Consider the following 1,457-nt stretch of genomic DNA (forward strand, 5'->3'; position numbering starts at 1 on the left):
AGGTGCGTTAGTTGAAGAAGAACGGGGAACCTCAACAAATGAGGTTCCCCTAATTATTATATAGAAATCAACATTTAAATTTAACAGAGCCTTTACGTAAAAAAACAACAAACTTTGAGAAACAGCCTATAGTAAAGAAGGCTTACTTATTCTCCACCTCCTCCTCCGCAGCTTCCCCCACCATCACTGCCTCCAAAGGAAGAACCGCAATCACTTCCACTATCTGCATAGCCCATATCATGAGTAGAGTGGTGTTGGGTATAAAAACCGGAATTGTGATTATTTATTCTAGTATCTTTCTTTTTCACTAGTAAGGTACTGACAATAATTAGCCCTATTAATAATAAAATAATCGTCATTTTATCTCCTCCTTTGATAAAAGTTCGTTTATCTATTTATTTTATACGGATATGATTTCATAAAGTTTCATATTTATGTAATTTTTTAAAAATTTTACACTATTTATCAAAAAAAGACTAAACCAATAGAAATGCCAAGGTTTAGTCCTTTTATCTATTAAAATCTTTGTTTAATTTTCTTTATATTTTGCCAACACCTTGGTTTCATTTTTTTAATAGAATAAAAGACGATAATCGTACATAATATAATCAGGGCTACAAAAACTGGATGAATCTCCATTGAAAATAATCCTAATGGAATTAAAGCCAAAATAAAAAAGTAGAAAAAGTTTCCGATTGCTGTTCCGATAATAAAGGATTTAAAAGAAATCATGCTGATGCCTGCGATAATGTTTAAAATACTCGTTGGAAAAAAAGGGAATATTCTACCGTATATAACATAATATATCCCTCTCGTTTCCATTCTCTTTAATAAATCAACATATTTTTTTGCGGGCACGATCTCTTGAAACCAATATCGCACTGCTAAAAAGATAATCATTGCTGCAAGAATACTAGAAAACCAACTCCAAATAAACCCGTAAAAAAAACCAAATAAATAATAATTTAACGTAATCACAAAAAGTAAAGGGATAATCGTAAAGCTGTTTTGAATAATCATAATAAATAAGCTGAACATAAGTGCATAATAGATGTTTTCTTCCAAAAAGGCCGAGACCGTTTTTATCTCTCCCTTCTGGATGGACTGAAATAACTCTGTATCAAAAAAAAGGAAATAAACGATCAATAAAGAACAAATAAATGTAAAAAATCTCCCATATTTTTTAATAAGAAATCACCTTTTTCATAATATATGGTCATTCTATATAAAAAGGTACTTTGTTTATACGTCCATTTTTAGATGTTACTTCACTTTTATTAGTTGGCAGTTTTCGTATAGATTGTTGCTTTTAAACTCGCAGCCCGAATACACTTCGCTTTCCGTGGGCGAGCGTCGAGCCTCCTCGTCGCATACGCTCTGCTTAAGTCTCGTCTTTCTCGCATTCCCACAGGAGTCTACGTGTATTCAGTCTGCTGAGTACTTCTTCTCCCATTTTT

2 protein-coding genes are annotated in these 1,457 nt (G+C 32.4%); both read right to left on the reverse strand.

The genetic code is table 11. The features are described from left to right. Window positions 1-146 precede the first annotated feature (146 nt). Complete coding sequence (locus tag ACTYA4_RS22030; RefSeq protein WP_443481591.1) at window positions 147-359, reverse strand: YxzE family protein; 213 nt, start codon at window positions 357-359, stop codon at window positions 147-149. Window positions 360-516: 157 nt separating this feature from the next. Then, the gene (locus tag ACTYA4_RS22035; protein ID WP_443481590.1) at window positions 517-1,065 is read right to left on the reverse strand and encodes a TVP38/TMEM64 family protein; all 549 of its coding nucleotides are present in this window, start codon (window positions 1,063-1,065) and stop codon (window positions 517-519) included. Between the last annotated feature and the right edge of the window lie 392 nt (window positions 1,066-1,457).

The sequence above is a fragment of the Niallia yueguangensis genome (assembly GCF_052663115.1).

Coding starts and splice junctions, on each gene's coding strand:
- ACTYA4_RS22030 (WP_443481591.1), bottom strand. CDS start 359: ATGACGATTATTTTATTATTAATAGGGCTAATTATTGTCAGTACCTTA.